At 64.7% G+C, this 22,680-nt stretch carries 22 protein-coding genes; 14 read left to right on the top strand and 8 right to left on the bottom strand.

Going from position 1 to position 22,680, the window contains the following annotated elements:
* Positions 1 to 24: 24 nt before the first annotated feature.
* Positions 25 to 423, bottom strand: coding sequence for an MAPEG family protein (locus tag JQ604_RS16930; RefSeq protein WP_212358542.1), 399 nt, complete (start codon positions 421 to 423; stop codon positions 25 to 27).
* A gap of 76 nt (positions 424 to 499) precedes the next feature.
* A complete protein-coding gene (locus tag JQ604_RS16925) occupies positions 500 to 2,308 on the bottom strand; it encodes a PHA/PHB synthase family protein (RefSeq protein ID WP_212358541.1) in 1,809 nt (602 codons plus the stop codon).
* Positions 2,309 to 2,598: 290 nt separating this feature from the next.
* Between JQ604_RS16925 and JQ604_RS16920 the strand changes: the two genes are divergently transcribed.
* The 5 genes from JQ604_RS16920 (at position 2,599) to JQ604_RS16900 (ending at position 7,537) form a co-directional block, all read left to right on the top strand.
* Complete coding sequence (locus tag JQ604_RS16920; protein ID WP_212358540.1) at positions 2,599 to 2,892, top strand: hypothetical protein; 294 nt, start codon at positions 2,599 to 2,601, stop codon at positions 2,890 to 2,892.
* A 215-nt stretch (positions 2,893 to 3,107) separates the two neighbouring features.
* Entirely contained in the window at positions 3,108 to 4,328 is a 1,221-nt protein-coding gene (locus JQ604_RS16915; RefSeq protein ID WP_212358539.1) for an LL-diaminopimelate aminotransferase, read from the top strand.
* 21 nt (positions 4,329 to 4,349) lie between these two features.
* Entirely contained in the window at positions 4,350 to 5,669 is a 1,320-nt protein-coding gene (locus tag JQ604_RS16910) for a homoserine dehydrogenase (RefSeq protein WP_212358538.1), read from the top strand.
* A gap of 83 nt (positions 5,670 to 5,752) precedes the next feature.
* Positions 5,753 to 6,754: a class II fructose-bisphosphatase gene (gene glpX, locus JQ604_RS16905; RefSeq protein ID WP_212358537.1), complete on the top strand. Its 1,002-nt coding sequence runs from the start codon at positions 5,753 to 5,755 to the stop codon at positions 6,752 to 6,754.
* 63 nt (positions 6,755 to 6,817) lie between these two features.
* Entirely contained in the window at positions 6,818 to 7,537 is a 720-nt protein-coding gene (locus tag JQ604_RS16900) for a haloacid dehalogenase type II (protein WP_212358536.1), read from the top strand.
* Here JQ604_RS16900 and JQ604_RS16895 read toward each other — a convergent pair.
* Positions 7,534 to 8,631 carry a methyl-accepting chemotaxis protein gene (locus tag JQ604_RS16895; RefSeq protein ID WP_212358535.1) on the bottom strand — a complete coding sequence of 366 codons (1,098 nt, stop codon included), beginning with the start codon at positions 8,629 to 8,631 and terminating at the stop codon, positions 7,534 to 7,536. The genes JQ604_RS16900 and JQ604_RS16895 overlap by 4 nt on opposite strands.
* A gap of 177 nt (positions 8,632 to 8,808) precedes the next feature.
* Positions 8,809 to 10,302 (bottom strand): glucosyltransferase domain-containing protein, encoded by a 1,494-nt coding sequence (locus JQ604_RS16890; protein ID WP_212358534.1) that lies wholly within the window; start codon positions 10,300 to 10,302, stop codon positions 8,809 to 8,811.
* A gap of 322 nt (positions 10,303 to 10,624) precedes the next feature.
* On the opposite strand from JQ604_RS16890, the gene recJ reads away from it, so the two are divergent.
* Together recJ and JQ604_RS16880 are read left to right on the top strand one after the other, a co-directional pair.
* Positions 10,625 to 12,466: a single-stranded-DNA-specific exonuclease RecJ gene (gene recJ, locus JQ604_RS16885; protein ID WP_212358533.1), complete on the top strand. Its 1,842-nt coding sequence runs from the start codon at positions 10,625 to 10,627 to the stop codon at positions 12,464 to 12,466.
* Positions 12,467 to 12,484: 18 nt separating this feature from the next.
* Positions 12,485 to 13,297, top strand: a complete 813-nt coding sequence (locus JQ604_RS16880; protein WP_212358532.1) for an SDR family NAD(P)-dependent oxidoreductase — start codon at positions 12,485 to 12,487, stop codon at positions 13,295 to 13,297.
* 129 nt (positions 13,298 to 13,426) lie between these two features.
* Here JQ604_RS16880 and JQ604_RS16875 read toward each other — a convergent pair whose 3' ends face one another.
* Positions 13,427 to 14,662, bottom strand: a complete 1,236-nt coding sequence (locus JQ604_RS16875) for a lytic murein transglycosylase (protein WP_212358531.1) — start codon at positions 14,660 to 14,662, stop codon at positions 13,427 to 13,429.
* Between the two features lie 55 nt (positions 14,663 to 14,717).
* Positions 14,718 to 15,290, bottom strand: coding sequence for a MarR family winged helix-turn-helix transcriptional regulator (locus JQ604_RS16870; RefSeq protein ID WP_212358661.1), 573 nt, complete (start codon positions 15,288 to 15,290; stop codon positions 14,718 to 14,720).
* A gap of 94 nt (positions 15,291 to 15,384) precedes the next feature.
* Here JQ604_RS16870 and JQ604_RS16865 point away from each other — a divergent pair, with 94 nt between their 5' ends.
* The 3 genes from JQ604_RS16865 (at position 15,385) to JQ604_RS16855 (ending at position 17,455) form a co-directional block, all read left to right on the top strand.
* Entirely contained in the window at positions 15,385 to 15,861 is a 477-nt protein-coding gene (locus JQ604_RS16865) for a carboxymuconolactone decarboxylase family protein (protein ID WP_212358530.1), read from the top strand.
* Between the two features lie 39 nt (positions 15,862 to 15,900).
* Complete coding sequence (locus JQ604_RS16860; RefSeq protein WP_212358529.1) at positions 15,901 to 16,410, top strand: cupin domain-containing protein; 510 nt, start codon at positions 15,901 to 15,903, stop codon at positions 16,408 to 16,410.
* 148 nt (positions 16,411 to 16,558) lie between these two features.
* Positions 16,559 to 17,455, top strand: a complete 897-nt coding sequence (locus JQ604_RS16855) for a dihydrodipicolinate synthase family protein (RefSeq protein ID WP_212358528.1) — start codon at positions 16,559 to 16,561, stop codon at positions 17,453 to 17,455.
* Positions 17,456 to 17,514: 59 nt separating this feature from the next.
* On the opposite strand, the gene JQ604_RS16850 is transcribed toward JQ604_RS16855, so the two are convergent.
* Positions 17,515 to 19,101, bottom strand: a complete 1,587-nt coding sequence (locus JQ604_RS16850; RefSeq protein ID WP_212358527.1) for a M23 family peptidase — start codon at positions 19,099 to 19,101, stop codon at positions 17,515 to 17,517.
* Positions 19,102 to 19,141: 40 nt separating this feature from the next.
* Positions 19,142 to 19,708, bottom strand: a complete 567-nt coding sequence (gene efp, locus JQ604_RS16845) for an elongation factor P (protein ID WP_212358526.1) — start codon at positions 19,706 to 19,708, stop codon at positions 19,142 to 19,144.
* 353 nt (positions 19,709 to 20,061) lie between these two features.
* Here efp and epmA point away from each other — a divergent pair, with 353 nt between their 5' ends.
* Genes epmA through JQ604_RS16825 form a run of 4 tightly spaced genes read left to right on the top strand, consistent with a single transcriptional unit; the run spans position 20,062 to position 22,674 of the window.
* On the top strand, positions 20,062 to 21,114 hold the full coding sequence (gene epmA, locus JQ604_RS16840; protein ID WP_212358525.1) for an EF-P lysine aminoacylase EpmA: 1,053 nt from the start codon (positions 20,062 to 20,064) through the stop codon (positions 21,112 to 21,114).
* Positions 21,111 to 22,196, top strand: a complete 1,086-nt coding sequence (locus JQ604_RS16835; protein WP_212358524.1) for a lysine-2,3-aminomutase-like protein — start codon at positions 21,111 to 21,113, stop codon at positions 22,194 to 22,196. Before epmA ends, JQ604_RS16835 begins: the two co-directional genes overlap by 4 nt.
* A 5-nt stretch (positions 22,197 to 22,201) precedes the next feature.
* Positions 22,202 to 22,411, top strand: coding sequence for a hypothetical protein (locus JQ604_RS16830; protein WP_212358523.1), 210 nt, complete (start codon positions 22,202 to 22,204; stop codon positions 22,409 to 22,411).
* A gap of 20 nt (positions 22,412 to 22,431) precedes the next feature.
* Positions 22,432 to 22,674 (top strand): hypothetical protein, encoded by a 243-nt coding sequence (locus JQ604_RS16825; protein WP_212358522.1) that lies wholly within the window; start codon positions 22,432 to 22,434, stop codon positions 22,672 to 22,674.
* Positions 22,675 to 22,680: the final 6 nt, after the last annotated feature.

The raw sequence follows: 22,680 nt of genomic DNA, 5'->3' as shown, positions 1-22,680 counted from the left end.
CGCGGCCGGCGTCGGGAGCGCCGGTCAGAGGATCTTGAAGATCGCCAGCGCCAGCACCGCCTGAGCCAGGAAGCCGACGGTGAAGGCCAGCGTGCGGAACACCGGCAGGCCGAGCGTGTAGACGATCAGATGCGCGACGCGCGCCCAGAAATACACGGCGCAGGCGAGCACGGTCCATTTCGACGAATAGTCGATCGCGTTCAGGATCAGCACCAGCGGCGCAAAGATGATCAAATTCTCGATCGCGTTGTCATGCGCGAACATCAGCCGGTTGGCCCATTCGGCATGCGGCTTGTCGTTGCGCGAGGGATTGGCCATGGCTCCGCCGAGGCCGCGGACCTGGCAGCGGTTGAGGATGTAGGGCACCCACAGGACGCCGGTCAGGATCACCGTCAGCGTCAGCCAGAACAATTCGCGCGTCATCATCTCCCCCTCAAACTGATTCCATGTCCCGCTCCCGGGCGGGACACCCGCTTATAGCTGAGAGGGGCGCGTAAGGCTACGCGCGGACGCGGACGTAGCTGCCTGGGGCATCCTCGAGTGGCGGCATCGCCGGCGTGCCGACGGCGCGCGCCGGCACCATCTCGGGATCGAGATTCTCCAGCCACTGACGCCAGTCCGGCCACCATGAGCCCTTGTGCTCCTCGGCGTTCTTCAGCCAGTCAGCGAGCTTGACGCCCCTGATGTTGTCGTTGGTCCAGTACTGGTACTTCTTCGACGCCGGCGGATTGACGACGCCGGCGATGTGGCCGGAGCCGGACAGCACATACTTCACCGGGCCGCCGAAGAACTGCGAGCCATATAGTACCGATTCCGCCGGCGCGATGTGATCCTCGCGGGTGGCGAGATTGTACACGGGCACCTTGACCTTGGAGAGATCGAGCAGCGTGTTGTCGAGCACCATGGTGCCGGTCGACAGCCGGTTCTCCAGATAGCAGTTGCGCAGGTAATAGGAATGATTCGACGCCGGCATCCGCGTGGCGTCGGAATTCCAGTGCAGGAGGTCGAACGCCGAGGGCGACTGGCCCTTCAGGTAATTGTTCACGACATAGGACCAGATCAGGTCATTCGAGCGCAGCATGTTGAAGGCCATCGCCATCTTGCTGCCCTCGAGCACGCCGCTCTCCTGCATGTCGCGTTCGAGCGCCGAGATCTGGTCCTCGTCGACGAACACCAGCAGTTCGCCGGCATGGCTGAAGTCGACCTGCGCGGCAAAGAACGTCGCCGAGGTCACGCGCTGGCGGCGCTTCTCGGCGAGATAGGCCAGTGTCGAGGCGAGCAGGGTGCCGCCGACGCAATAGCCGGCGGTGTGCACCTTCATCTCGCCGGTGACCTTCTCGATCACGTCCATCGCGGTGAGCGGGCCCTCCATCACATAGTCGGCCCAGGTCTTCTTGCCGAGCTCCTTGTCCGGATTGACCCAGGAGATCACGAACACCGTGATGCCCTGATCGACGCACCATTTGATGTAGGATTTCTCCGGCTTGAGATCGAGGATGTAGAACTTGTTGATCCAGGGCGGCACGATCAGCAGCGGCGTGCGCAGCACGTTCTCCGTGGCCGGCGAATACTGGATCAGCTGCATCAGATCGTTCTGGTAGATCACCTTGCCGGGCGTCGTCGCCATGTTGACGCCGATCTGCATGCCGGACGGATCGGACTGGCGGATCCGCAGCGTGCCATGGCCGGACTCGATGTCCTCCGCCAGCATCTTCATGCCGCGCACCAGATTGTCGCCGTTGGTTTCAACAGTGGCGCGCAGCACCTCGGGATTGGTCAGCACGAAATTCGACGGCGCCAGCGCGTTGCTGATCTGCTGGACGTAGAATTCGGCCTTCTTGCGCGTGTGGGGATCGATGCCGTCGGCGTTCTTCACCAGCTCCTGCGCCCATTTGGTGGTGAGCAGATACAGCTGCAGCACGAAGTCGAAGAACTGGTTGGATTTCCATTCCGGATCCTGGAACCGCTTGTCGCGCGGTGCCGGCTCGATCGCGGGCTTGGCATCGGCTTCGCCGGCCATCCGGCGCACCGCCGAGCCCCAGAGGTCGAGATAGTCCTTGCCGAGCTTGATCTGCAGGTCGGTGGCGCGCTCCTTGTCGGACAGCCAGTATTCCGCGATCACGCTGAAGGTCTTGATGACCTCGCCCATTTCGTTCGGGGGCTTGTCGCGGACTTCGCCGCTCTGACGCGGCTTGAGATAGGCCGCGAGGGCCTGGCCGCTGCTCTCCATCGCACGTGCGATATTCATGGCGAAGGCTTCGGCGTTGAACTTCGGCGAAGCTTGGGATTCGGTACTGACGTTGCTCATTTCAAGGACACTATCGTTTCGTTTCGTCGGCGTCATCGCGCGGTGCGGTAGCGCAAATCAGGATAAATCCGATGTTTCGCCCTGTTGCACTGCGACAAAAAATCTTGGTTCCGACATATTGAGGCCTCACCACTCGCTTTTGTTGTTCACGGCTTAATCGTTTCGGGCGACAATGGTTTGAACGGTTGAACCGAGAATAAATGCAGCGGGGACGTTGCAAAGGCTGTACCAGTGCGACCCGTGTCGGCGACGTGCCACGTGCGCGCTAGCTTGTTGGGGACTTTCGGCGGATGCCGATCGATAGGATGATAAGGGGGCTTGCGGCCGCTTTGCTGCTCGCGTCGGTCACGGCGCTGGGGGGCTGCTCGAGCACCATCGCTGACCTGCCGACCGGCGGACTGCCGGCGGATGCGCCTGCGCGACCGAAGGAAGCAGGCGGCTATTTGCCCGTGCATGACCTTCCGCCGGACCGCAACGAGGCCGCGATCACCCCGGCCGACCAGGCCAAGATCGAGGCCGAGCTGAAGGCCGCGCGGGATCGCCAGGCAGCCGCCTCGGCCGCCCAGAACGGCGCCGGAAAGTGACGGTTTTGACGCGCATGATTGCTGGCGCCACCTGATGTCCGTGCTAAAAGAACCTCAATTCAACCGCATATCCGGTCGCTGACGTCAGATTTGTGCGCCTGAATTCGCTCTAAGTCGTTGATTCAGTGCGATTTCTGGACGAAACCGAATCCGGTTTCAACCAAGTAGCCCAGATCTTGTCGATTCTGCCCATCCGGTTGTCGGAGCCAGGTCCCATGGAAGATTTCTACCGCATCCGCCGTCTGCCGCCTTACGTGTTCGAGAAGGTCAATCAGGCCAAGGCAGCCGCGCGCAATGCCGGGGCCGACATCATCGACATGGGCATGGGGAACCCGGACCTCGCGACGCCGCCCCATGTGCTGGAGAAGCTGAAGGAGACGCTGGGCAAGCCGCGCACCGACCGCTACTCGGCCTCGCGCGGCATCAACGGCCTGCGCAAGGCCCAGGCGGCCTATTACGCGCGCCGTTTCGGGGTGAAGCTCAATCCCGACACCCAGGTGGTCGCGACCCTGGGCTCCAAGGAGGGCTTTGCCAACGTCGCACAGGCGATCACCGCGCCGGGCGATGTCGTGCTGTGTCCCAATCCGAGCTACCCGATCCACGCCTTCGGCTTCCTGATGGCGGGCGGCGTGATCCGCTCGGTGCCGTCGGAGCCGACGCCGCAATTCTTCGAGGCGGTCGAGCGCGCCATAGTCCATTCGATCCCGAAGCCGATCGCGCTGATCGTCTGCTATCCGTCGAACCCGACGGCCTATGTCGCCGATCTCGACTTCTACAAGGATCTCGTCGCGTTCGCGAAGAAGCACGACATCTTCATCCTGTCGGATCTCGCTTATGCCGAGGTCTATTTCGACGAGAACAATCCGCCACCCTCGGTGTTGCAGGTGCCCGGCGCGATCGACGTCACCGTCGAGTTCACCTCGATGTCGAAGACGTTCTCGATGGCCGGCTGGCGCATGGGCTTTGCGGTCGGCAACGAGCGCATCATCGCAGCGCTGGCGCGCGTGAAATCCTATCTCGACTACGGCGCGTTCACGCCGATCCAGGTCGCCGCGACCGCGGCGCTGAACGGGCCCGACGACTGCATCCGCGAGATGCGCGACACCTACCGCAAGCGCCGCGATGCGCTGGTGGAGTCGTTTGGTCGCGCGGGCTGGGACATTCCGCCGCCGCAAGCGTCGATGTTCGCCTGGGCGCCGCTGCCGAAGGCGTTCCAGGAAGTCGGCAGCATGCAGTTCGCGACCTTGATGGTGGAGAAATCCGGCGTCGTGGTCTCGCCCGGCGTCGCCTTCGGCGAGCACGGCGAAGGCTATGTGCGCATCGCGATGGTGGAAAACGAGCAGCGTATCCGGCAGGCCGCGCGCGGCGTGCGCCGCTTCCTTGAAAGCGGCCTTGAAACGTTGCACAACGTGGTTCCTCTCGCCAATCGACGCTAATTCCTCCAGGTTCGTTTTGTCATGGTCGCACCGCTGAAAGTGGGCATCGCGGGGCTCGGCACCGTCGGCGCCGAAGTCGTTCGTCTGATCGAGGCGCAGGGCTCGACGCTCACCGCGCGCAGTGGCCGCGGCATCAAGGTCGTCGCCGTCACCGCGCGTTCCAAAGCCAAGAAGCGCGGCGTCGATCTGCGCGGCATTGACTGGGCGAACAGCCCGCAGGCGCTGGCCGAAGATCCCAATATCGATTGCTTCGTCGAGCTGATGGGCGGTGCCGGCGATCCCGCATTCTCCGCAATCGAGACCGCGCTGAAGGCCGGCAAGTCCGTGGTGACCGCCAACAAGGCGCTGATCGCCAAGCACGGCCTGCGGCTTGCGACCGCCGCGGAGAAGCACGGCGGCGCGCTGAATTTCGAAGCTGCCGTCGGCGCTGCGATCCCGGTGATCAAGACGCTGCGCGAAGGGCTCGCCGGCACCAGCATCAACCGCGTCTATGGCATCCTCAACGGCACCTGCAATTACATCCTGACGCGGATGGAGCAGGAGGGCCTGCCGTTCGCCGAATGCCTGACGGACGCACAGCGGCTCGGCTATGCCGAGGCCAATCCGTCGTTCGACGTCGATGGCCATGACACCGCGCAGAAGCTTGCGATCCTCGCCAGCCTTGCGTTCGGAACCAAGGTTGCGCAGAGCGCGGTCTATGTCGAGGGCATCTCCTCGATCAAGCCGGAGGATCTGCGCGCCGCCGAAGAACTCGGCTACCGCGTCAAGCTGCTCGGCGTTGCCGTGCGCACCGCCAAGGGCATTGAGCAGCGCGTGCATCCGACCATGGTACCGAAATCATCCTCGATCGCACAGGTGATGGGCGTCACCAATGCGGTGACTGTTGACGGCGAGGGCATTCCGCCGATCACGCTGGTCGGTCCCGGCGCCGGCGGCGCGGCCACAGCCTCCGCCGTGCTCGCCGACATCGCCGACGTCGCGCGTGGTATCCGCGCAAAGCCGTTCGGGCGTCCGGTCGACAAGCTCCGCGCCACCAGTAAGGCGCCGATGGAGCGCCACGAGGGCGGCTATTATATTCGCCTGATGGCGCGCGATCTGGCAGGAACTGCCGCAACAATCGCCAAGCGGCTTGCCGAGCAGAAGATATCGTTGGAATCGATCGTGCAGCGCCATCCTGACGGCGTGGACATTAACGGTACGGCCAAAAAACCTTCACCGGTTCCGGTCATTCTGATTACCTATGCCACGAGCGAAGATGCGGTCTATCGTGCGCTGGAGAAGGTGCAGCGCGACAAGGTCATCAGCGGCAGGCCGCAGGTGATCCGGATCGAAAAGAACTGAACGTGTGACCCGAAAGGGTCGCTCGCGCGTTGATGGATGCGGGCAGGGTGGCCCGCAGGTAAAAGGCCTCAAGGAGTAAGCCGATGTCGACCCATATTTCCGTTCCGCCGCAGATGTTGCTCGAGCGCATCCTGACGCTCGAAATCGTGCGGGTGACGGAGCGGGCGGCGGTGTCGGCCGCACGGCTGCGCGGCCACGGCCAGGAGAAGGCGGCCGACAAGGCGGCGGTGGACGCGATGCGCCGCGAGCTCAACAAGCTGCCGATCGAAGGGACCATCGTGATCGGCGAGGGCGAGCGCGACGAGGCGCCGATGCTGTTCATCGGCGAGAAGGTCGGCCTCAACGCAGGTCCCAGGGTCGACATCGCCGTCGACCCGCTCGAAGGCACCACGCTGTGCGCCAAGAACATGCCGGGCTCGATCGCCACCATGGCGATGGCCGATGGCGGCACGCTGCTGCACGCGCCCGACGTCTACATGCAGAAGCTTGCGGTCGGTCCGGGCTATGCCAAGGGTGTCGTCGAGCTCGACGCCTCGCCCGCCGACAACGTCCGCCGCCTCGCCAAGGCCAAGGGCGTCGATCCCTCCGCGATCACCGTGCTGGTGCTGGATCGCCCACGCCATGCCGACATCATCAACGGCGTGCGCTCGACCGGTGCCGCGGTGCGCCTGATCACCGACGGCGACGTCGCCGGCGTGATCCATTGCGCGACCCCCGATGAGACCGGCGTCGACATGTATATCGGCACCGGCGGCGCGCCCGAGGGCGTGCTGGCCGCCGTGGCGCTGCGCTGCATCGGTGGCCAGATGCAGTGCCGCCTGATCCTTGACAGCGAGGAGAAGCGCGAGCGCGCCCACAAGATGGGCGTGACCGATCCCAAGATGATCTACGGCATCGAGGACATGGCCCGCGGCGACTGCCTGTTCGCGGCCACCGGCGTCACCACGGGCTCGCTGCTGTCGGGCGTCAAGTTCCGCAAGGACGGCGTGATCGAGACCGAGACGGTCGTGATGCGCTCGGTCACCGGCACCGTGCGCTACATCAAGGCCGAGCACCGCGAGCTCGAGAAGTTCCACCTCGACTAAAGCGCTACCGAGCAGGCCAAAGAGCCTGCCGCGACAACAACGACAACAAAACGGGAGACGAACATGTCGGATCTTTCAGCTGTCAAAGCGCTGGTGTTCGACGTGTTCGGCACCGTCGTCGATTGGCGCACCAGCCTGATCAACGACTTCACGAAGTGGTCGGAGACCTCGGGCATCAAGGCGGACTGGACCGCGCTGGTCGACGGCTGGCGCGCGGTCTATGCGGCCTCGATGGACGAGGTGCGCAGGAATCCGCAGAACGGCTACGTCATGCTCGACGTGCTGCACCGGCGCTCGCTCGAGAAGCTGGTCGCGCAGTTCGACATCAAGGGCCTCAGCGAGGCCGACCTGCATCATCTCACGATGGGCTGGCATCGCCTGCATCCATGGGCTGACAGCGTTGCCGGCCTGACGCGGCTGAAGACGAAGTACATTATCTCGCCGCTGTCGAACGGCAACGTCGCGCTGCTCACCAACATGGCGAAGTTCGCCGGCCTGCCCTGGGACCTCGTGATGTCGGCCGAGCTGTTCGAGCATTACAAGCCCGATCCGGAAACCTATCTCGGCGCGGCAAAGCTGCTTTGCCTGCCGCCGGAGCAGGTGATGATGGTCGCCGCGCATAACCACGATCTGAAGGCCGCGCAGAAACTTGGCCTCAAGACCGCGTTCGTGGCGCGTCCGACCGAATACGGTCCGCTGCAGAAGTATGATTTCGATGCCACCGGCAATTGGGACATCGTCGCCATGGATTTTGGCGCGGTCGCCGACAAGCTTGGCTGCTAGTCCTTCTGGGCGTTGCTGACGATCACGCCGTACCAGCCCAGCCCACGATAGGTCTCGTAGCCCGGCGTCGCGTGGAAGGCGACGAGTGATCCCGAGCGGTCCTGGTAGCAGCCGCTGCGCTGGCCGTTGAGCTGCAGCGAGACGCGCTCGCCGAGCAGGCCTTGACCGTCGGAGGCGGCGATCACCCGGAAATTGGAATCGACCAGCAGCACGCGGGCTTTGTCGGCGGCGCCGACGCGCACGCCCTGCACGATGGCGCGGGCCTGCGGCTCCCAGTCGAAATGGATTGCGAGCACGCCGGTCGGCCGGCCATGCGCCTTGCCGCCGTCGCGGACGCTGGCGCAATAGGTCGCGACCTGGGCCTGGCCGAGCAGGGGCTGGCACTCGACGTCACCCGCGACGTAATCGTCACCCGAGCGCAAGCCGCGCGCCTCGCGAAACCATCTGGTGTGCGCGACGTTCTGGCCGACCACGTTGAAGCGGTCGGCGCGGCCGTTGGCGAGGATGTTGCCGTCGAGATCGCACAGCCAGAGATCGAGATAGACGGTGTAGGCTCCGAGGATTACCGCCAGACGGTCCGAGACATGCGCGACCGCCGCGGCATTGGCCGCCGCCGCGCAGTCGACGACGGCGGAATCGGTCGCCCACCAGCGCACGTCGCAGGTCCGCTCATAGAGGTTGCGGTCGATCAGCTCGATCGCATTCAGCGACAGGTCGACCATGCGCTCGCCGCGCGAGCGGTCGGTCATCCGCGAAATCGAGCTCATGAGGTCGCCGGTGCGTTTTGTGAGTTGGGTCTCCAACTCGCGCGCGATGGTCTCGACCTGCTGGCCGACGCCGCGCACCTCCTGCGCCACGACGGCGAAACCTGCGCCTTGCGCGCCGGCGCGCGAGGCCTCGATCAGCGCGTTCAGCGCCAGCATCTTCATCTGGTTGGTGATCTGCTGGATCGACTTGGTCTTCTCGCAGGCGATCTGGTTGACCTCGGAGGTCAGCCGCGCGAGCAGGGCGGAGATATCGGACTCGTCCTCCGGACCGGCCGAATGGGATGGCTCATTGGCGAGCGATCTCGTCCGAGGGAGCGCGAGCGACATTGTCCGAATTCCTCTGGCTTGCCGGTAGAATCAAGCGGGCGCTTGTGGTATGCGCGGGAGCGTCGGGGAATATGGCTAACGACTCGTTTAGGGTTCCGCGGTAGCGCGCGTAGTACTACTGACTTGTGGTTGCATCTTGTTTTTGCAGGCAGCCGCATTTTTCAGCAGTGCCGCAGATCAGCGCTGCGGCAGGCAGACAATGGCAAGCTCATTGATCAGGCCGACCGAACCGGGCTGCGGCCAGACCGTCCCGTGCGCACAATAATCGATCGCGGTTTGCCATTGCAGGTCTGACGGTGAGGCGAAGCTGTAGCCCGTCGCTTGCTCGAACAGCCCAAGCTTGGACCAGGGCGAGCCGAGGGCGGATGTGTTCATGTCGAGGGATGACGTCCCGAGCGCGAGGGGATGCATCTTGCGGCGGCCGACGACAGCGAGCGATGTCGCCTTGCCAAAGGCGGGATCGGCCTCCAGCCGCGCCATGATGCGGTTGGCTTCCCGATGATCCCACAAATTCATGCGCCGCTGATCGAACAGGATCGAAGCATCGGCACCCACATAGCCCGCAACGACGATGGCGAACGCTGCGACCAGACAAAGTCTTGAGTTGGCGACTGCAGATCGAAAGCCGATCACGCCGAGTGCTGCGACGCACAGCGCCATGGGCGACAGCAGCCGAGGGGCCAACCACGCGGTATCGCCGATGAGCGGAGCAATTGCGGCGCTGGCGATCGCAGCCGTGACGGCCAGCCCGACCATCAGCGCTGCGGTCCTTTTCCGCTGTTGCAGCGGCGTTCGCAGCAGCAGGACGATGCTCAGTGCGAGCGCAAGAATTGTCACGATCGACGACGTCGTCGAAGTGATGCCGTGCGGTGGGAGAAAGCAAAATGCTATTGCATCACCAAAGGTGTGAAGCTTTTGGGAAAAATCCGGCGAGATTGAACGGAACGCTCTGCCCGACGCGGCCGCGGGAAGCAGAAGCTTGGTCAAAATCAGACACAGCGCGTAGGCGGCAAATCCGGCCACCAGGACGGACGTGCGGCGCAGGAAGTCGGCGAGTACGTCGGAAAGATCTGACTTCGAAACAGTGTCGCCAATGCAAAGGCAAGCCACGAGGACGAGCAGGCCGCCGGCGGCGATGTGACCGATCACGACCTGATAATTTCCCAGCGCAAGGACGACGGCTGCGATCGTTGCGCAACGCCAGGTCCATAGTGGCGGCGCGCGGTAGGCACTCCATACCGCCAATGCCGCGAAGAAGACCGCTAGGACCGTCGCGAAGGTGACCTCGCCGTAGAAGAAATACTCGGTGGCAAACGGATGCAGCGTGAACAGGGCCGCAAATGCGAATGCCTCTTTCTGCTCGATGTCGTCGACGATCGCCGCGGCGAAGATGAACCCAGAGATAATGAATAACGGAATCGACAGGCACATCGATGCCGATACCGACTCGATCGGCGAGAGTCCAATCTGGCCTTGCAGCCACCACAGCGCCGCGCGAACGAAACGCCCGTCGCTGAGGGAATAGGCGATTTCCCCGCTGAACGATTTTCGGGCGACGTCATAGCTGTCAATGGAGTACATCGGTGCAAACAGCGCCTGGCCACGTGCAATGATGTTGAGACCGAGCGCCGCCCAGAAGGGAGTTGCGAACTGTGTGAGTTTGACGCTCAACATTGAATCCCGGCCTTGCACGACTGTCTCTGCCAGAGCGGTGGAGTTCAGGGACAAGAGCGCGTTCCCGGAGGCTAAAATGAGGGGCTTTTCAGCAGATGCCGTGCAGAGGAGCGGAATTTGGCTTGGCGCTTCTCGACGGAATAGGAAAGGGATCAGGGCTGGGTTGTGCAAAACCGCGAGGTCGGGGCGTCCGCCAGTTGCCGATGTGCTATCCCTGCTCATTCGTGATTGATCGGCGTGAGGTGGCGGAATACGCCTTCCGCCTTCTCGAAGCGCTTCGGCGGACAAGCCCCTGATTCCCGTACGGACTGATTGCCATATGACTCCTCCCGCATCCGCACTTCCCGTCGAAGCGCCGCCGGCGTTTCTCGGCGTGGCGCGTTCGCTGACGGGGAAGCTGTGGCGCGACCGGCTGGATGCGCGCGGGCAGGCGCGGGCGCTGGCGATCGTGCAGCGGCATCATCTGCCGGAGATGCTGGCGCGGGTGCTGGCCGGGCGTGACATCGATCTCGACGCGGTCCCTGATTTCCTCGATCCGACCATCCGCAAGCTGATGCCCGATCCATACACTGTGACCGCGATGGAAGCCGCGGCCAGGCGCATCGCGGACGCGGCCGTGCGCGGCGAGAAGGTCGCGATCTTCGGCGACTATGACGTCGACGGCGCGACCTCGGCGGCGCTGCTGACCTGGCATCTGCGTCACTGCGGCCTCGATCCGCTGATCCACATCCCGGACCGCATCTTCGAAGGCTACGGTCCGAACACGGATGCCGTGCGCGCGCTGGCGGCGAAGGGCGCGACGCTGCTGGTCACGGTCGATTGCGGCACTACCAGCATCGAGCCGCTGGCCGAGGCGAAGAAGCTCGGCATGTCCGTGGTCGTGATCGACCATCACCAGACCGGCGACGAGTTGCCGGAGGTCGACGCGCTGGTCAATCCGAACCGGCCCGACGATCTCTCCGGCCTCGGCCATCTCGCCGCCGTCGGCCTCGTGCTGGTGACGCTGGTTGCCGTCAACCGCGAGCTCCGGCAGCGCGGCTTCTGGAGCAGCGAGATGCCGGAGCCCGATCTGCTCGGCATGCTGCATCACGTAGCGCTCGGCACCGTCGCCGATGTCGCGCCGCTGATCGGGCTCAACCGCGCCTTCGTCGCCAAGGGGCTGATCGCGATGCGCCGGCGCGACCATGTCGGTCACACCGCGCTGATGGACGTGTCGCGGCTGAACGGCCCGCCGGAAGCCTGGCATCTCGGGTTCATGCTGGGACCCCGCATCAATGCCGGCGGCCGCATCGGCCGCGCCGATCTCGGCGTGCGGCTGCTGCTGGAAGGCGATGTTTCGGAAGCTGCGCGGATCGCGGCCGAGCTCGACCGTCTCAACAGCGAACGTCGCGTGATCGAGCAGGCGGCCGAAGCGCAAGCGGAAGCCGAGGCGCTGGCCTCGCTCGGGCTGGAGGACAAGGGCTCGGTGATCGTCACCGCCGCCGAGGGGTGGCATCCCGGCGTGGTCGGCCTCGTCGCGGCGCGGCTGAAGGAGAAATTCGCGCGGCCGGCCTTTGCAATCGCGCTGGAGCCCGGCGGCATCGGCACCGGTTCGGGCCGCTCGATCGGCGGCGTCGATCTCGGCAAGGCGGTGCGGCAGGCCGTGCATGACGGCCTGCTGATCAAAGGCGGCGGCCACGCGATGGCCGCTGGCGTCACGCTGCGCAAGGAGAAGCTCGCGGAGTTCCGCGCCTTCATGGAAAGCGCGCTCGCGGCCGACGTCGCGAATTCGCGTCACGAGAACGAGCTGTTCATCGACGGCGCGGTCTCCGCGCGCGCGGTGACGCCGGAATTCGCCGCAACACTCAATCGTGCCGGTCCTTTCGGCGCCGCCAACCCTGAACCGATCATCGCGCTGCCGTCGCATCAGCTGGTCTATGCCGACGAGGTCGGGCAGGCGCATTTGCGGCTGCGCTTCAAATCCGGCGACGGCTCGATCGTCAATGGCATCGCATTCCGCTCGGTGGGACAGAAGCTCGGCAGCGCCTTGACGCAAAATCGCGGCCAGCAATTGCACGTGGCAGGGTCTCTTGCAGTGGACCGTTGGCAAGGCACCGAACGTGTGCAATTCCGTGTGCTCGACGTCGCGCTGCCCGACCAGGGGCCGGCGGTCATCCGATAAGAACAAGGGAAGAGACACATGGCAGGGCAGGTTCAAGGCAAGGTCGCGCTCGTCACCGGCGGCGCATCGGGTATCGGGGCCGCGATTTGCGAGCTGTTCGCGCAGGAGGGCGCGACGGTTGTCGCGACCGACATCGACGAACTGAACGGGCCGGAGCTGGTTGCAAAGCTGAACAAGGCCGGGCGTGAGGCGATCTTCCTGAAGCAGGACGTCACCAGCGAGGAGCGCTGGGCCGAGGTCGTGGCCGAAGTCGACAAGCGCTACGGCCGGCTCGACGTGCTGGTCTCCAATGCCGGCATCGGCATCGGCGCGCCCTCGATCGTGGACATGACGCTGGCGGATTGGCGGCGGCAGACCGCGATCAATCTCGATGGCGTGTTTTTGTCGGTGAAGCACAGCCTGCCGCTGATGCGCCGGCATCGCTCTGGCTCGATCATCATGATGTCGTCGCTGGCGGGCCTGCGTGGCGCGGCTAATCTCGCGGGCTATTGCGCGACCAAAGGCGGCGTGCGGCTGTTCGCGAAAGCGATCGCGATGGAATGCGCCCAGTTCAATGACGGCATCCGCGTCAACTCCGTGCATCCCGGCATCATCGACACGCCGATCTGGGCCAAGATCCCGACCGGCGGCAATGCCACCGGCCAGAATGCGCCGATCGATCCCGAGGAGCGCGCGAAGTTCGCAACGCCGCTCGGCCGCGCCGGCCAGGCGATCGAGATCGCGCAGGGCGTGCTGTATCTCGCCTCCGATACCTCGCGCTACGTGACCGGCACCGAGCTCGTCATCGATGGCGGCATGTATGCCGGCGGCGTGGTACGGCAGCCGCAGTAATTCTCCGTCATTGCGAGAAGCGAAGCGACGACTTGTCCGCCGAAGCCTCGGCGAAGGCGGAAGCAATCCATTGCATCCGCACACGCGGAGGAATGGATTGCCTCGCTTCGCTCGCAATGACGGGAGCGGCTAGCCACCTTGCCGCAACCGCGCCAGCACCTTAAGCCCGCCGTACCCATCGGCGGGCAGCAGGCCTGCCTTGGTCTGAAAATCCTTCACCGCCTTCATGGTGTCGTTGCCGACGCGCCCGTCGGTGCCGCCGGTGTCGAAGCCGGCTTTTGTCAGTCGCGTCTGCATCTCCTGGACTTCGGCGAGCGTCAGGATGCGCTCGGAGCCGGGGAAGGGCTGGATGAAGGGCGGTGCGCCGAGGCAGCGATCGCCGAGATGGCAGATCGCCAGCGCATAGTTCATCGACGGGTTGTAGCTCTTCACCGAATAGAAGTTCGGTCCCAGCAGGAAGGCCGGCCCGCCGGCTGTGGGAATCCAGAGCTGGGCCGAGGCATTCGGCTGCGGGAAGGGCTGGCCGTCAGTGCGGGTGACGCCAGCGCTGGCCCAGGCCGCGTAGGTGCGGCTGCCGCTGGCGCCGCCGCTCGCCGCGCGCACCTCATAGCCCCAGTGTTCGCCGCGGTGATACTTGCCGCGGTTGAGCAGATACTTTGCGGTCGAGCCGAGCGCATCGTCGGGACGGCCGAATGGGGAGACCTTGCCGTCGCCGTCATAGTCGAAGCCGACATTGAGCCAGACTTCCGGCATCCACTGCGAATGGCCCATCGCGCCGGCCCAGGAACCGCGCATCTCTTCCGGCGTGCTCCAGCCGCGCTGCACGATCTTCAGCGCGTTGATCAGTTCGGTCTCCCAATAGGCCTTGCGGCGCGGCTCGTTCCAGGCAAGCGCGGCGAGCGAGGGGAATACCGGCGTCATATGGTTCTGCTGCACCAGTGGATCGCCATAGGCGGACTCGACGCCCCACAGTGCCAGCAGCGTGCCGCGCTCGACGCCGAAATCGCGCTCGATCCGGCCGAACAGCGCGTCGTTCTTCTTCAGCGCCTCGCGGCCGTTGATGATGCGCCAGTCCGAGACGCGGCGGTTGATGTACTGCCAGATCTGCTCATGGAATTCCGGCTGGTTCCGCATCTGCCGAAACACGCTCATGTCGGGCTCGATGCGGCCCATCACGCGCGTCCAGGTCTGCTCCGTGATGCCTTTTGCCATCGCGCGAGCACGAAAGCTGTCACGCCACTGGTCGAAGCCGGGCGGGGCTGCGGCCAGCGCGGCGCCCGGTGTGACAAGCACGGCGCTTGCCGCAAGGCCTGCCTTGAGCAGGGCTCGGCGAGAAGGCATTTGTCGAGAATCAAGCTGTTCCATGGCCTCAGTCTAGCGGCGCGGCCGGTGTGGACCAAAAGCCAAGACGCCGCGGGAACTAGCTGTCCTGCAAATCTGTGGCGATTTTGGCGAGCCAGCGCCGCACCACGCGCTCTTCGCCGGCCTTGAGCCCGGTGGCCAGCCGGCGCTCCTGGGCATGGGCGTGTTTCCGGCATTTATCGAGCAGCGCGGTTCCACGCCGTGTCAGGGTCCATTGCAGCACCCGGCCGTGGACAGGGTGCGGAGTCTTGCGGATCGCGCCGTCGCGCTCGAGGTTGCCGATGATCACGCCGACCGTCTGCGGGGTCAGCAGCGCGACGCGGGCGACGTCGGCGCCGGAGAGGCCGGGATAGGCCTTCAGCATGGTCAGCACCACGAATTGCGGCGTGGTGACGCCGAGGCTCGCCAGCGCCCGTTCCATCGACAGGCGTGCGGCGGCGTGGGCCTGGCGGAGGAGATAGGCGAGGTAGCCGGCTTCGCCGCGCTTGCCCTGGCCGGGCGGCGGCGGGACGGCTTGCGGGGCAGAGGCGATGGCGGCTTGCGGTTTGCGGCCGCGCGCCGATTTCGCGGCGGTTCCGATTTTGCGTTTTTTGGCGACGGCCGACTTTTGCCGTTTCCGCATTGCGGCCATGTCGCGAGATTTTGCCTTCGCGCGCTTCCGTGTCTTGTCCATATATCAGTGCTCTTATATTGTATCAGTGTACTGATAACATGAGGCCGAACAAATGTCACACGCCCGCAAGGAATACACCGACTTCGAACGACTGGCGCCCGACGTCTTCGCTGTGGTGCGCTCGCTCGGCCAGTTCGCCGCAAAGGCCGGCCTCGACAAGCAGCTCATCGAGCTCGTCAAGCTGCGCGCCTCGCAGATCAACGGCTGTGCGTTCTGCGTGCAGTATCACATCATGCAGAGCGAAAGCCTCGGCGTTCCCGCCGACAAGATCAACCTCGTCGTGGTCTGGCGCGAGGCGCCGCAATTTTCCAAGCGCGAGCGCGCAGCGCTGGCCTGGACCGAGGCGCTGACGACGCTGCCGAGCGGCGTGAGCGACGAACTCTATGCGGAAGTCAATGCGGAGTTCTCCGAGACCGAGCTGACCTATCTCACCTCGGCGATCGCATCGATCAACGTCTGGAACAGGTTCGGCGCCGCCTATCGCTGGACGCCGCCCGCACGCAAGCCGACAGTTCGTGCCGCGTCGTAACCGACACGACCAACAACGACAACGAAAGGGAGAGAACCCATGACGTCGATGACCACGACCATGTCGCTTCCACCAGTGCGGCCGCCGCGGCAAGTCTCGCTCGCAGTTATCGCAGGGCTTGCCTGCGCGATGGTGATCGGTAAATCGCTGCCGCTTTCGATGGACGCGATCTCCAACGCTATCGTGCCGCTCTGCGCCGCGGCCGCGGGTGACGGCGCGGCGTCAGGCAAGGTCGAGGTGATCACCTCTCACGCATTGCCGAACGTCGCAGGCAAGCGCGTCACGGTCGTCCGCGTCACCTACGGCCCGGGCGGCTTCACGCCACCGCATCGCCATGCGGGATCGGTGACGGCCTACATCACGAAGGGCGAAATCCGCTCGCAGCTCGGCGGCGGCCCGCTGGAGACGTTCCAGGTCGGCCAGTCCTTCTTCGAGCCGCCGGGTTCGACCCACATCGTCTCCGCCAATGCCAGCACCACAGAGCCGGCCGAGCTGATCGCGGTGTTCGTCGCGGATGAAGGTGCGCAACTGACGACGATGCTGCAATAGCGATCGGGGGGCTGGGCCAGTTGAGCGCCAATTTCGCGGCGTACTGGACCTTGCAGCCGGAGCTGGCGTGGGGATTGATGGTGTGGCGGCAAGGCGCAGCGTTTTGTCGCCTGTCGTCGCGCGACTGTTGTCGAGGAGGAACAAGCCGATGGTGAAGCTCAAGGGGCTGTCTGCCTTCCCGATCACGCCCTCGAATCGGGATGGGCTGGTCGACGTGGAAGCGCTTCGCGCATTGCTAAAACCCTTGATCGCGGCGAAGGTGGATTCGATTGGGCTGCTCGGCAGCACCGGTTCGTATCCCTATTTCAGCCGTGATCAGCGGCGGCGTGCCGTGCAGGCGGCGGTCGCCCTGGTCGATGGCAAAATGCCGATATTGGTTGGCGTCGGCGCGCTGCGAACCGACGACGCGGTGAGACTGGCCCAGGACGCACGCGATGCCGGCGCGGCCGCGGGACTCTTGGCGCCGGTCTCCTATACGCCGCTGACAGATGATGAGGTCTTCGAGCATTTCCAGACCGTCGCGCGCGAAAGCAGATTGCCGATTTGCATCTACGACAATCCCGGTACAACGCATTTTCGATTTACGCCTGATCTGATCGGCCGCTTGAGCCGGGTGGAGGGAATCATTGCGGTGAAGAGTCCGGCGCTGGACGCTTCTGCGGTACCAGGACTCGTTGCGGAGTTGCGCGCCGTGGTTCCGAGCGGCTTCTCACTCGGCTACAGCGCCGACTGGAATTGCACCGAAGCGCTGCTGGTGGGCGGTGAGACCTGGTATAGCGTTCTTGCGGGAATTTTCCCGAAAGTCTGCCTCGACATCGTCCGCGCCGTGGCAGCTGGAGATACCGACAAGGCGCGCCAGCTTGACGAGCGTTTGCAACCGGTCTGGCAGCTGTTCAAGACATTCTCCAGCCTGCGGGTCGTCTACGCGATCGCCAATCTCAGGGGCATCTGCGTGGCCGAGCCTCCGCGTCCGATCTTGCCATTGCCGCCGGATGCCCAGAGGAAGGTCAGCGACGTCCTGGCCGGAATGGAGAGCACGCTTTAGCTCTTTGTCTTGCGCATGATCTTCTCGGAAAACCGCTTCACACTTTTCCGGATCATGCGCTAGTTGCCGCCGCTGCCTTCCTCTCGGTTGAGATGGCGCAGCACATCTTCGGGCAGCGCGTGCGCAACGGCGGCGGCAGGACCAGCATCGGGCCCGATCTCGTGGCCGCGGCCATGGATCAGCCGCTCATAGGCCGACACCAGCGTGGTGTAGGGGTTGACCCAGAGCCAGCCGTCGCGCGTGAACACTTGCACGTCGAAATGCAGATGGCGCGAGGTGCCGCCGGGGTGATCGAGATAATTAGAGACGACGCCGATCTTCTCGCCCTCGGCGACCTTGCGGTTGTTGAGCAGGCCGTCGGCGTCCATCACCGACGGATTCATGTGCATGTAGCGGAAGCGGATGTGCTCGGTGCGGGTGTTGACCTGCAAGGTCGCGGCCTGTTGCTGCGGCGAGCGCAGCACGACGCTGTCGCGCACCGCCACGATCACCTGCTGCCTGGGATCGCAATTGTTGTCGTTGTCGCCCGGGCAGCCGCCGGGGCGGATGTCCTGGCCCTGGTGGCCATAACCGCTGGCGCATTGCCCGACCTCGAAGCTGCGGGCCTCGCAGAAATTGTCCTGCCAGGGATAGCCATCGGGATGACCGTCGGTCTTGCGTTTGGCGAATGACTGCGAATGCGCAAACGCCGGCGCTCTCTCGAGCGGAAAGCGGATCTGCGAATACGCCGTGATGTCGGCGTGGCCGCCCTGCTTGCGCGCGCCGGTGTTGGCGATGATGTCGCCGCTCGGCCGGTATGTGAAATCCGGCGACGAAGCCAGCGGTCGCTCGATCACCTCGGAGGCGAGATCGCTGCGCGGCGTCGACGGCTGGCCGCCGGCAATCCGCAGCGCCTTCAGGAAGCGCTCGGCGACCGGAGAGGCCTCGCGGCAGGCCAGCCGCTTCGAGCGGGGTGTGCTGTCGAGGCACTGGATCGAGACGACGTAGGGAATGCCGAAGCGGGTGAAGGCGTAGCGGACATAGCCTTCGCGAATGAAGCGGCGGATGTCCGGATATTGCGCGGCGAGCGTCTTCACCGGTTCGCCCTTGCCGCCGAGCCTGTCAGCGAGATCGTAGATCAGGATTGATCCCGTGATCTGCACTTCAACCGGTTTGATGAAAGTTCGGGGCGGCATGCCGTCCCCGGCACCCGGCGCCAGCGAGAACACGGCGTCATAGCCGGAGGCACCGGCCTGGAAGAAATCGGCGGCGCCGAAGTCGGCCTGATAGCGCGCGATCGAAAGGCTCTCCGGCGCGCCGCTCTGGCGAGCGTCGAGATAGGAGGCCGTATCGAAGGGGAGCAGCACCGGGATCGGGCTGCGGCCGATGCCGGGAAAGAGCGGCGACGTCACCGCGTTGAGCTGCATCAGTGCCGGCGTGGAGCGCGGATCCGTCGGCGGCACGCTGCGCTGGCCGGCGAAGGTGAAGTTGGCCGAGATCGCCGGCTGGGCGTTGATCTCTTGCCGGAACTGATCGAGCACCGCGCGCCATTCGACGCGCAGGGCCGTGATCGAGGGGCTGCGGAATTCGTCGGCGGACGCGGAGGCCAGGAATGCAGCGAAAGTTGCCAGCCAGCCCGAAACGAAGCTGACAACCTTCCTGTTCAATTCATCCCCCAGCCCATGCCGACTCGCAGCAGCCTAGCGCCTAGTCCTTGGCGCGTTCAACATATGAACCGTCTTCCGTCATCACGACGATGCGCGTGCCGGTTGAGACGTGCGGCGGAACGCCGGTGCGAATGCCGTTGGAGAGCACCGCCGGCTTGTAGGAGGACGACGCAGTCTGGCCCTTGGTCACGGGCTCGGTCTCGACGACTTCCAGCGTCACCCGCTGCGGCAGCTGGATCGCGACCGGATTGCCGTCGTGCATCGATAGCTTCACCGTCATGTTCTCCTGCAGATACGGTGCCGAGGAGCCGACGATTTCCTTGGAGACCTGGACCTGGTCGTAATTGTCGTTGTTCATGAAGTGGAAGCCGTCGCCATCTTCATAGAGGTAGTTGTAGTTGTGGTCCTCGACGGTGGCCTTCTCGACCTGATCGGTGGTCTTGTAACGCTCCGAGACCTTCACGCCGTCGCCGATGCGACGCATTTCGATCTGGCTGACCGGGGTGCCCTTGCCGGGATGGATGTTTTCGGCGGAGAGGACGACGTAGAGCCGGCCGTCCTGCTCGATAACGTTGCCCTTGCGGATGGAACTGGCGATGACTTTCAAAGGGTGTTTTCCTGAATTTGGCGGCCGGGGACGCAAACCGGAGGACGCAGCCCGTCGGCCGAGGGGCGATTTCGGGCTGCAACATACTGATTTGTCCCTGAGATGCCAGCCTTTTGCGGCGGGTTTCGGCGACTTGCCAACCGCTGAAGCTGGTCCCCGTACAGTGCCGCCGGGGTCCAGCCGATGGACAAGGCCGAGGTCTTTCGACATGAAGGGACGGTTTCGGGCGGCCAAGCTTGGAATCGCAGCCTCGGTCTCATCAAATGACCTGATTTCAATGGGTTGCGGCGTCTTTCTAAACGGATTGAGTCGATATCTGATGATGAATCTTTGCAGGCCAACACAGGTTGCTGATGTCTGAGACCAACCAGGCCTCGCCATGGTGGAGTCCGGCGCGCTATGCCGACCGCAGGCCGTTCCTGCTGGCACGAAGTGCGATTACCAAGGCGTTGCGCGCGTGGTTCGAGGAGCAGGGTTTTGTCGAGGTCGAGACCTCCGTGCTCCAGGTGTCGCCGGGCAACGAGACCCATCTCCATGCCCCCAGGACCGAGCTGATCCGGGCCGACGGCTCCCGCGCGTCGCGTTACCTGCGGACCTCGCCGGAGTTCGCCTGCAAAAAGCTGCTCGCCGCCGGCGAGCCCAAAATCTACGAGTTCGCCCGGGTGTTCCGCGATCGCGAGCGCGGCGATTTGCATCTGCCCGAATTCACGATGCTGGAATGGTACCGCGCCAACGCGCCCTACGATTCCATCATGGCCGACACCATCGTCGTGATCGCCCATGCGGCCCAGGCGACCGGAATCGGGACCTTCTCGTTCCGCGGGCGGACCGCCGATCCCTTCGCCGAGCCGGAACTGCTGACAGTCGCCGGCGCGTTCGAGCGCTTTGCCGGCATCGATTTGCTGGCGACGATCCGGGATGGCGAGGGTGACCGCGCCGCGCTGGCGGCGGCCGCCTCTGGGCGGGTGCGGGTTTCGGATGACGACACCTGGTCGGACATCTTCAGCAAGGTGCTGGTGGAACATGTCGAGCCGCATCTCGGCCAGGGCCGGCTGACCGTGCTGTTCGAATACCCGACGCCCGAAGCCGCACTGGCGCGGACCAAGGCTGATGATCCGCGGGTCGCCGAGCGGTTCGAGGTCTATGCCTGCGGCGTCGAGCTCGCCAACGGCTTTGGCGAATTGACCGACGCCGCCGAGCAGCGCCATCGTTTCACCGCTGCTATGGACGAGAAGGCGCGGCGTTATGGTGAGCGCTATCCGCTGGATGAGGATTTCCTCGCTGCGGTCGGGCAGATGCCCGAGGCGAGCGGCGTCGCGCTCGGCTTCGATCGCCTGGTGATGCTGGCGAGCGGGGCGCCGCGGGTGGACCAGGTGGTGTGGACACCGCCTGCAGGAGAAGCATGAACAGGATCGATCCCAAACTGGCCGCGACCTTGCGCCAGCCGCGCGAGCTGGTCGATGCCGGCCTGGCGCCGGCAGCGGCGCTGGCCGACCTTGAGCGGGTCGCGGCGCGCTACGCCGTTGCGGTCACGCCTGACATCGCCGCGCTGATCGACACCGCCGACCCCGATGATCCGATCGCGCGACAGTTCATCCCGACTGCCGATGAGCTCGTCGAGCAGCCCGGCGAGAACGCCGACCCGATCGGCGACGACGCCCATTCGCCCGTGCCGGGCATCGTGCACCGCTACCCCGATCGCGTGCTGTTCAAGCTGGTTCATGTCTGCGCAGTGTATTGCCGGTTCTGCTTCCGCCGCGAGATGGTCGGGCCGGGCAAGGCGACCGCGCTGTCGGACGACGCCTATGCCGGCGCGCTGGACTACATCCGCGCCCATCCCGAGATCTGGGAGGTGATCCTAACTGGCGGCGATCCCCTGATGCTGTCGCCGCGGCGGCTCGCCGAGATCATGGCTGACCTGGCTGCGATCGATCACGTCAAGATCATCCGCATTCACACCCGGGTCCCCGTCGCCGATCCCATGCGGATCAGCGATGACGCGATCGCGGCGCTGAAGGTGACGGGAGCGACCACCTGGATTGCCGTTCATGCCAACCATCCGCGCGAGCTGACCGGCCCGGCGCGCGAGGCCTGTGGGCGGCTCGCCGATGCCGGCATTCCCCTGGTCAGCCAGTCGGTGCTGCTGCGCGGCGTCAATGACGACGCCGTGACGCTGGAGGCCCTGATGCGCGCCTTCGTCGAGTGCCGGATCAAGCCTTATTACCTCCATCACGGCGACCTCGCGCCGGGCACCGCGCACCTGCGCACCACGATCGAACAGGGGCAGGAACTGATGCGGGCGCTGCGCGGGCGCGTTTCCGGCCTGTGCCAGCCCGAATACGTGCTGGATATCCCCGGCGGCCACGGCAAGGCGCCGATCGGCCCATCCTATTTGTCGCAGTCCGGGGACGGTGAAGCCGTGGGCGATCGGCAGTATCGTGTCGTCGACTATTGCGGCGACGTTCATCTCTATCCGCCGAAGCCGTGAACGCCATGGCCGAGGGCGGGGAGGGACCGAAGGAGCCGGAGGACGAAGCCAACCGTGCGGTCGAAAATGCGGTGATGTTCGGATTCTTTGCGGTGCTTGTGGCCGCAGGAATCTGGTTACTTGGCACGATGGCCGATATACGGAAGGTGCAGGATTGCGCGGCGCAGGGACGTCGGAATTGCGCGACCATCGAGGTCCCGGAACGGACGCGGTAGGACAGGCGGGAGAGGTGAAAATGAGGAAGATCGTTTTGTCGCTGGCGCTGGTGGCGCTGGTCGGGGTGCCCGAGGCGTTTGCCCAGGGTGGTTCGTCGTCCGTGCAGAAAAATTCCGGCCCGATCCAGGCGCCGGTCGGTCACCGTCAGCCGCGTCCCAGCGACGTGCCGAGCGAGAAGAATCTCACCAATCCGAACGATCCGATCAACAAGGAAGACGCAGCCCTCGACAAGAAGCTGAAGAGCATCTGCCGCGGCTGCTAGCAGCGG

The sequence above is a fragment of the Bradyrhizobium jicamae genome, from assembly GCF_018130695.1.
GTDB classification, from domain to species: Bacteria; Pseudomonadota; Alphaproteobacteria; order Rhizobiales; family Xanthobacteraceae; genus Bradyrhizobium; species Bradyrhizobium jicamae_B.
This window is presented reverse-complemented; position numbering and strand designations above follow the sequence as displayed.

Bases quoted from the DNA above. Each gene is read 5' to 3' on its own strand.
- recJ (WP_212358533.1), top strand. From the start codon at position 10,625: ATGACTCCTCCCGCATCCGCACTTCCCGTCGAAGCGCCGCCGGCGTTT.
- JQ604_RS16855 (WP_212358528.1), top strand. From the start codon at position 16,559: ATGGTGAAGCTCAAGGGGCTGTCTGCCTTCCCGATCACGCCCTCGAAT.
- JQ604_RS16880 (WP_212358532.1), top strand. From the start codon at position 12,485: ATGGCAGGGCAGGTTCAAGGCAAGGTCGCGCTCGTCACCGGCGGCGCA.
- epmA (WP_212358525.1), top strand. From the start codon at position 20,062: ATGTCTGAGACCAACCAGGCCTCGCCATGGTGGAGTCCGGCGCGCTAT.
- JQ604_RS16870 (WP_212358661.1), bottom strand. From the start codon at position 15,290: ATGGCCGCAATGCGGAAACGGCAAAAGTCGGCCGTCGCCAAAAAACGC.
- glpX (WP_212358537.1), top strand. From the start codon at position 5,753: ATGTCGACCCATATTTCCGTTCCGCCGCAGATGTTGCTCGAGCGCATC.
- JQ604_RS16875 (WP_212358531.1), bottom strand. From the start codon at position 14,662: ATGGAACAGCTTGATTCTCGACAAATGCCTTCTCGCCGAGCCCTGCTC.
- JQ604_RS16860 (WP_212358529.1), top strand. From the start codon at position 15,901: ATGACGTCGATGACCACGACCATGTCGCTTCCACCAGTGCGGCCGCCG.
- JQ604_RS16865 (WP_212358530.1), top strand. From the start codon at position 15,385: ATGTCACACGCCCGCAAGGAATACACCGACTTCGAACGACTGGCGCCC.
- JQ604_RS16920 (WP_212358540.1), top strand. From the start codon at position 2,599: ATGCCGATCGATAGGATGATAAGGGGGCTTGCGGCCGCTTTGCTGCTC.
- JQ604_RS16915 (WP_212358539.1), top strand. From the start codon at position 3,108: ATGGAAGATTTCTACCGCATCCGCCGTCTGCCGCCTTACGTGTTCGAG.
- JQ604_RS16910 (WP_212358538.1), top strand. From the start codon at position 4,350: ATGGTCGCACCGCTGAAAGTGGGCATCGCGGGGCTCGGCACCGTCGGC.
- JQ604_RS16895 (WP_212358535.1), bottom strand. From the start codon at position 8,631: ATGTCGCTCGCGCTCCCTCGGACGAGATCGCTCGCCAATGAGCCATCC.
- JQ604_RS16900 (WP_212358536.1), top strand. From the start codon at position 6,818: ATGTCGGATCTTTCAGCTGTCAAAGCGCTGGTGTTCGACGTGTTCGGC.
- JQ604_RS16835 (WP_212358524.1), top strand. From the start codon at position 21,111: ATGAACAGGATCGATCCCAAACTGGCCGCGACCTTGCGCCAGCCGCGC.
- JQ604_RS16925 (WP_212358541.1), bottom strand. From the start codon at position 2,308: ATGAGCAACGTCAGTACCGAATCCCAAGCTTCGCCGAAGTTCAACGCC.
- JQ604_RS16830 (WP_212358523.1), top strand. From the start codon at position 22,202: ATGGCCGAGGGCGGGGAGGGACCGAAGGAGCCGGAGGACGAAGCCAAC.
- JQ604_RS16825 (WP_212358522.1), top strand. From the start codon at position 22,432: ATGAGGAAGATCGTTTTGTCGCTGGCGCTGGTGGCGCTGGTCGGGGTG.
- JQ604_RS16930 (WP_212358542.1), bottom strand. From the start codon at position 423: ATGACGCGCGAATTGTTCTGGCTGACGCTGACGGTGATCCTGACCGGC.